The sequence below is a fragment of the Desulfovibrio sp. 1214_IL3152 genome (assembly GCF_036763055.1).
Classification (GTDB): Bacteria; Desulfobacterota; Desulfovibrionia; order Desulfovibrionales; family Desulfovibrionaceae; genus Desulfovibrio.
Window position 1 is genome coordinate 1 of sequence record NZ_JBAIYW010000091.1, and the last position, 6818, is coordinate 6818.

A 6818-nucleotide genomic window follows, 5' to 3' on the forward strand; every position below is an offset into this window, starting at 1 on the left:
GTTGCAACTGCTGGGTCCCGCCCCCGCGCCGCTGGCCCTGCTGCGGGGCAGGCGACGTTATGCCTGCCTTGTGAAAGGGCAGGACTGGCAGGCCATACGCTCACTGTATTTTTTTGCCCTTTCACAAAAATGCGCTAAAAATCTACGACTTTTTCTTGACCTTGATCCTGTAAATATGTTGTGAATGGCAGTTGTATTTTTTTGCTGGCTGTGGAGTGCCGCCGCTTCTTTCTGGAGAAGCAAGGGCGGCCGATTTTTTAATGCAGACTTGGCCCTATGGGGGGGCGGCGTTTCAGGCCGTTGCGTGACGGTTCGGATAGCTCACGTCCTGTATTCAGGACATGGCTGCGCCGGCTGAGGTTTTCTGGAGGAGTAATGAAGTTTTTTCGTGTACCGGCCTTGGTGCTGGCTCTGGTTCTTTGCTGTTCGCCCGATGCCCGGTCTGAAGGCTTTGCCCTTAACGAGTGGAGCGCCCGTGGGGTGGCTCTTTCCGGCGGGATGGTGGGCCGTGCCGATGACGTTTCTACGCTGGCCTATAATGCCGCGGGCATAACCCAGGTTCCCGGAACGCACGTTATGGGGGGGCTGGCCTTTATTGCTCCCTTGGGCACCATTGTGGCCGACATGGGCAACGGCGTGGAAAAGCACACCTCTACCAAGCCCGATGTGTGGCTGGCTCCGCACGGTTTTGTGAGCCACCAGCTTAACGACAGGGTGTGGCTCGGCTTTGCCTCCTTCAGCCGTTTCGGCCTGGGCAATTCTTTCAACAGCCAGTGGGTCGGCCGGTACAATATGTACGACATCGGCATGCAGACCGTGTCTTTTGTGCCGAGCCTGGCCTACAAGGTCAATGACATGCTCTCCCTTTCCGTGGGAGTGGAGGCCCTGTACGCCCATGTGTATATGGGCAACAAGATTCCCACGCGAACGGCCACGGACGCTTTTGACAACGATCTGCAACTGGAAGGCAGCGGCTGGGGCGTGGGCGCGCATCTCGGCATGCATATGCGTTTCAATGACCAGTGGTCCCTGGGCCTTTCCTACAAAAGCCAGATCACGCTCAACCTCTTCGGCGATGTGGATTTCGGCTACGAGGGACCAAACGGCCTCATAACTGCCGGGGTAATGCATGGCCCGCAAGCCCGCGACCGCAGCGCCAATGCCACTTTGCAGCTTCCTGACTCCATCGCTCTCGGTATTGCCTACAAGCCTGTGGATAACCTGAGTTTTGAAGTGGGTACGGTCTTTACTCGCTGGTCTACCTATAATGCGCTGAATATCAATATGGGCGATGACTATTCCGCCATCAATAACAAAGAATGGCGCGACGGCTGGAACTTTAACGCCAGTGTGGAATACAAGCCCCTGGACTGGTGGGCCTTGCGCGCGGGCTTTGCCTACGAGACTCCGGTGGTCAACGAAAGCTACAGCGACTACATGATGCCCACCAACGGGCGCACCATGATGAGCCTGGGGACGGGCTTTACGTGGGAGAACTGGACAGTTGACCTGACCTACGCCCATTTGTGGATCAACCCCGTGGACTATGACCATACCGAAACTTCCGGTATCCGTTCTCCGGCCAGCGGGATCAAGGGCGGCCATTCAGAGAATGTGCAGGCCAATATCTACATGTTCTCTGTGGGCTACTCTTTTTAGAGCAATTTAACTTTTAAATTGCTCGGACGGCTGCGTGAGCAGACGTTCGCTACGGAGGCGTAAGCGCAGTTTATCTGCGCGGTTAAACGCCGAAGTGAGCGTGCCTTAAACTTTGAGAATGTATATTCTCAAAGTTAATCTGCTCTAGAGCGCTTTAACTTTGAAAAAGTGTAAATGCTCAACGTTGCACGAAAGTGCAGCGCGCGGCAACGTGGCGTGGATTCAGCCGGAAATCGCATGTTTCGGCTGAATGAAAACTTTGAAATGAGCTTGCTGTCTTTATTGGGGCCGCCTGCGTAGCGGGCGGCAGAAGACGCGAAATATGAAAGAGCGGTTCCCTTTGCGGGAACCGCTCTTTTTAAATACTCGCGGCGTAAATCACTGCAGCCGCTCTTGTAGTGCGCTTATCTGGCGTTCACCTGCTCACCTGGTGCTCGTTTGGCCCATGCATGAGGAGGACAGGGGGCTTGCAGCCTGAGCGCGCACCCGCGCACTCAGGCCATTCATACTATTTATCCGCTTATTTATCTGCGCCGCAACATTTTTTATACTTCCTGCCGCTGCCGCAGGGGCAGGGATCGTTTCGGCCAATGCGGGGCGCGGCCTTTGCCGGGGTATTACGCGGTTCTTCGGAATCGCCCCCCCCGGAATAGGAAAGGTTGCCCCGGTCTTCCTTATGGCGGTATTCCCGCGCCAGGGGCTGCCCCTGAGGTTCTTCGCTTTCGGGAGCGATCTCAATGGCCTCCACGGGAGCGGTTTCCGCCGGGGCCACGCGCACGCGGCAGAGAGCTCGGAACACGTTTTCGCGAACCTGGAACAGCATGGCCTGGAACATTTCAAAACCTTCGCGCTTGTACTCCAGCTTGGGGTCGCGCTGGCCGTAACCGCGCAGGCCGATGCCGTCGCGCAGGGCGTCCATGTTGCGCAGGTGCTCTTTCCAGCAGCGGTCAAGCTCTTCCAGCATGAAGTAGCGCTGGATGTCCCGGTAGCTTTCGCCGGTTTCGGAGCGCAGTTCTTCCAGCACCTTGCGTATGAGGGGTTCGCATTCTTCACGCTCGGGCAGGGGCGCATTTTCAGGCAGCACGCGATCCAGGTTGAAAACATCGCGCAAGCGGGCGAAGGCGGCCTCACGCAAGCCGTTGTGATCGTCCACAGGCACGCCGTCCAACGTGCTGTACACGTCATCAAGCACGTCGTTCATGAACTCGTCCATCACCGGGTCAAGGTCTTCCTCGACCATAATTTCACGGCGCAGAGCGTAGATGACCTCGCGCTGCTGGTTCATGACGTTGTCATAGTCCAGCAGGGTCTTGCGGATTTCAAAGTGGTGGGCTTCCACGCGCTTTTGCGCTCCCTCCACCGCGCGGGTGACCATGGCGTTTTCAATGGCTTCGCCGTCGCGCAGGCCCAGCTTTTCCATAAGGCCCTTGATGCGGTCGGAACCGAAAAGGCGCATGAGGTCGTCTTCGAGCGACAGATAGAAGCGTGAAGAGCCGGGGTCGCCCTGGCGCCCTGAGCGGCCGCGCAACTGGTTGTCGATGCGGCGGCTTTCGTGGCGTTCCGTACCCAGAATATGCAGGCCGCCAAGGTCCACCACGCCTTCGCCGAGCACGATGTCCGTACCGCGCCCGGCCATGTTGGTGGCAATGGTGACCTTGCCGGGCTGACCGGCCTGGGCCACTATTTCCGCTTCTTTTTCATGCTGCTTGGCATTGAGCACGTTGTGGGGAACGCCGAGCTTGCTCAGGCGATGCGAAAGCATTTCGGAGGTTTCGATGGAAATGGTCCCCACCAGGACGGGCTGGCGGTTTTTGTGCAGTTCGGCGATGGCCTCAACGATGGCGTCAAATTTTTCCTGACGGCTGCGATAGATGAGGTCAGGGTAGTCCTTGCGCTGCATGGGCCGGTTGGGCGGAATGGAGATAACTTCCAGGTTGTATATCTGGTGAAATTCCACGGCTTCAGTGTCGGCTGTGCCGGTCATGCCCGAGAGCTTGTCGTACAGGCGAAAATAGTTCTGGAAGGTGATGGAGGCGAGAGTCTGGTTTTCGGCGGCGATGGTGACGCCTTCCTTGGCTTCCAGCGCCTGATGCAGCCCGTCGGAATAGCGGCGGCCCGCCATGAGGCGGCCGGTAAATTCGTCAACAATGACCACCTGGTCTTCCTGCACAATGTAGTCCACATCGCGCTTGAAAACCTGATGGGCCTTGAGCGACTGCATCACATGGTGCTGCGCCGTGATGTTGGCGGGATCAAACAGGTTGTCCAGCTTGAGCAGTTCCTCGCAGCAGGCCACGCCTTCATCGGTGAGCATGGCGGTGCGGGCCTTTTCGTCAATGGTATAGTGCTCGGGCCGCAGTTTGCGCACCACCTCGTCCACGATGCGGTACATGCCCACCGACTCGTCGGACGCGCCGGAAATGATGAGAGGCGTACGGGCCTCGTCAATAAGAATGGAGTCCACTTCGTCAACGATGGCGTAATTGTGCCCGCGCTGCACCAGTTGGTGTCCATAAAACTTCATATTGTCGCGCAGGTAGTCAAAACCGAATTCGTTATTGGTGCCGTAGGTGATGTCGGACTGATACTGCTGCTTGCGCTCGCCGTCGTCCAGGCCGTGAACGATGACGCCGGTGCTCAGGCCCAAAAAGCCGTAGAGCTGGCCCATCCAGGCCGCATCGCGCTTGGCCAGGTAGTCGTTGACAGTGACCACGTGCACGCCCTTGCCCGACAGGGCGTTGAGCACCACGGGCAGGGTGGCGACAAGGGTTTTGCCTTCACCTGTCTTCATTTCCGCGATTTTGCCTTTGTGCAGCACCATGCCGCCTATAAGCTGCACATCATAGTGGCGCATGCCGAGCACGCGCCGCGAGGCTTCGCGCACAAGGGCGAACACTTCCGGCAACAGGGCATCAAGGCTTTGGCCGTTTTCTTGCACGGCCTTTTTGTACTGAAGAATGCGGGCGGCGAAGTCTTCGTCCGCCAGCTCCTGCATTTGCGGCTCAAGAGCATTGATGCTCTGTACCTGGGAGCGCAGACGGCGCAGATACCGGTCGTTCTTGCTGCCGAATATTTTCTTGAAAAGAAAGCCGAACATGAAGTCTCCTCTGTTGGGCGCGGGCAAACCGCCTTTTGCCCTGCCAGCGCGTCAACGCTGCGCACTGGGGCATCCCTGAAAGTGTGTTTCCGGGCAGCCTGAGGCTGGCGGCATCCCTTTAAAATAAGACATAAATGCCGGATTGGCAATGCGGGTTGCGGCGGCATCAACTGAAAAAACGAAAAGTATTCCGCGGCTTGCCGGGCATGCGCGCAGGCATTTTTTTCTGCCCGAACGCATGCCGGCCGTGTTTTACTGCCGCTTTTTGCGCAAAAAACGTGCGCTCGCAGGTAAAGTGCAAAAAGCGAATAACGGGCTTATTTTTTTACAGACACGGCCGATAGAATACATGTGACGGCCCGTGCCGGAGTGCAGGACTATGCCTCGAAATTTTCCTGCTTGATGACGGCTTCGGCCTTGATTCTGTCCAGCAGTTCGGCAAAGGTTGCCTTGACGTTTTCGCGTATGTCACCGGCAACCACAAGGAAAAGGACGTCGTCGCCGGGTTTGAGCAGTCCTTCTTCGGCATCGGCCACAATGGCGAAAATGCCGGGGCGCTGTTCCATTTCGCGCACAATGACGGCCATCTTTTCCCTGTCCGGGGTAATATGCACAGAGGTCACGGTGCTGTGGTCATTGCGTGACCAGCCGCGTACCACGCCGTTATGGACAAGCATCATGCCCACATGGTCGGCGAAGCCGGGGCGGGATTTGAGTTCCTGAAGAGTTTTGTTAATATCCATATGCACCGCCTTTGTTTGAGCCGCGCGCAGCCGTATTTTTTCCGGCAGTATATATCATGCCCGTACCGCCATAAAGGACTTTGTTAATGGCCCAGCTATCACAGTTACTGTCTCGCCTTCCCGAGGGCAAGGACGTGCGCATGAGCACCATGGGGCATGTGCTCTGGGTCTGCTGGCACGGCAAGCTGCCTCCGGCGGTAGGGCAGACCCTGCTCAATTACGGCGGCATGCTGGTGGGCGAAGAAGAGGAACAGGCCCTGTGGTTCTTCTTTACGGACGATGTTTTTCTGGCCCTGGCCCGGCTGACGGTATGGGGAAATTTTAATGAACTTCCGGTAAGTATTGAGCTTTTTCCCGGACGTTTGCAATTTGACCGCAAGCAGGATGCCTGCCTGCTGCTTGATGCGGCCCTTCAGGCGCAGGAAATGCTGGTGCGCGACAGCCTTGAGGTGTGGGTACACCCCAAAAGTCGCGAAGGCAAAAAAAGTCTGCCCGGCATTTCCTTTGAGCGCCGTGCCGGCCGCCAGGGCATGAGTTCCGTTGACTGGGCCGCCATGATTGTTGACGTGCGCATGCCCTATGCTTCCACCCACGCATGGTTCGCCATTCTGCACCCTTTGGGCAGCCCGCTGGACAAGGCGTTTCAAAGCGGCTGGAGCGACATGTTCAAAAAGGTGGAAACCCTTTTGCAACGGCTCAAGATCAAGTCCATTGTCAGCGGAACATTCGTTATGCTGGCTATGGACAATCTGCTCATGCTGCGCACCTTTTTGCGTGACTATCTGCACAGCTTCGACAAGGAAACCAGCGAAGGCGGCGCGTACTGGCCCTGTGTCTGCGTGATAGCCGACCGCAACAACCTGAATTTCAACAGCGACCTGCCCAAGAAGATCGGCCTGCAGTGGGACAACCTCATGCCGGACTTCCCCTACCTGAGCTACCGCAACGCCTACCTGCTGGGCGAGGGTTTTACTGTCCGCGATCTGCGCTATACGGGCGAGCAGGTCAGCATGGATGACTGGTGCAATGTTCTTTTGAATGAAAACAGCCTCAGTGAGCGCTCCATTCCCCTGCTTATGCCCGCACGGCTGACTGCCGGGGATCCGGCGGAGCCGGGCTGCTTTTACTGCGGCATCCATACCCATACGGCGGCCCAGTGTCCGACGCGGTCTTGCCCGTCGTCCGCGCCCGACCTTTGGGACAAGATTGCCGTGCTGGACCTGGAGACTGTCAATGAGGCCTTCCGCCATATAGAGCAGGCGCTTAACGAAGAAGGCGTTGCGGGCTATGCCGCCCTGCTGCGCGACGGCGGCGATGCC

At 57.4% G+C, this 6818-nt stretch carries 5 protein-coding genes and 1 pseudogene; 4 read left to right on the plus strand and 2 right to left on the minus strand.

The genetic code is table 11. From position 1 onward, the window contains the following. The coding region (locus V6C07_RS01760) for a hypothetical protein (protein WP_333534677.1) at nt 1-184 on the plus strand (184 nt) is incomplete at its 5' end. Between the two features lie 191 nt (nt 185-375). Next, a complete protein-coding gene (locus V6C07_RS01765; RefSeq protein ID WP_333534678.1) occupies nt 376-1659 on the plus strand; it encodes an OmpP1/FadL family transporter in 1284 nt (427 codons plus the stop codon). 520 nt (nt 1660-2179) lie between these two features. Here the strand turns inward: V6C07_RS01765 and secA are convergent. Further along, entirely contained in the window at nt 2180-4756 is a 2577-nt protein-coding gene (gene secA, locus V6C07_RS01770) for a preprotein translocase subunit SecA (RefSeq protein ID WP_333534679.1), read from the minus strand. A 148-nt stretch (nt 4757-4904) separates the two neighbouring features. Between secA and V6C07_RS01775 the strand changes: the two genes are divergently transcribed. Continuing rightward, nucleotides 4905-5111 (plus strand): hypothetical protein, encoded by a 207-nt coding sequence (locus V6C07_RS01775; RefSeq protein ID WP_333534680.1) that lies wholly within the window; start codon nt 4905-4907, stop codon nt 5109-5111. Between the two features lie 22 nt (nt 5112-5133). Here V6C07_RS01775 and V6C07_RS01780 read toward each other — a convergent pair whose 3' ends face one another. Then, entirely contained in the window at nt 5134-5499 is a 366-nt protein-coding gene (locus tag V6C07_RS01780) for a molybdenum cofactor biosynthesis protein MoaE (protein ID WP_333534681.1), read from the minus strand. Between the two features lie 86 nt (nt 5500-5585). On the opposite strand from V6C07_RS01780, the pseudogene V6C07_RS01785 reads away from it, so the two are divergent. Further along, a pseudogene (locus tag V6C07_RS01785) lies at nt 5586-6818 on the plus strand (hypothetical protein); the annotation flags it as partial.

What these genes read in the sequence shown, in the direction of transcription:
- V6C07_RS01765 (WP_333534678.1), top strand. Translation starts at nt 376, where the DNA reads ATGAAGTTTTTTCGTGTACCGGCCTTGGTGCTGGCTCTGGTTCTTTGC.
- secA (WP_333534679.1), bottom strand. Translation starts at nt 4,756, where the DNA reads ATGTTCGGCTTTCTTTTCAAGAAAATATTCGGCAGCAAGAACGACCGG.
- V6C07_RS01775 (WP_333534680.1), top strand. Translation starts at nt 4,905, where the DNA reads ATGCGGGTTGCGGCGGCATCAACTGAAAAAACGAAAAGTATTCCGCGG.
- V6C07_RS01780 (WP_333534681.1), bottom strand. Translation starts at nt 5,499, where the DNA reads ATGGATATTAACAAAACTCTTCAGGAACTCAAATCCCGCCCCGGCTTC.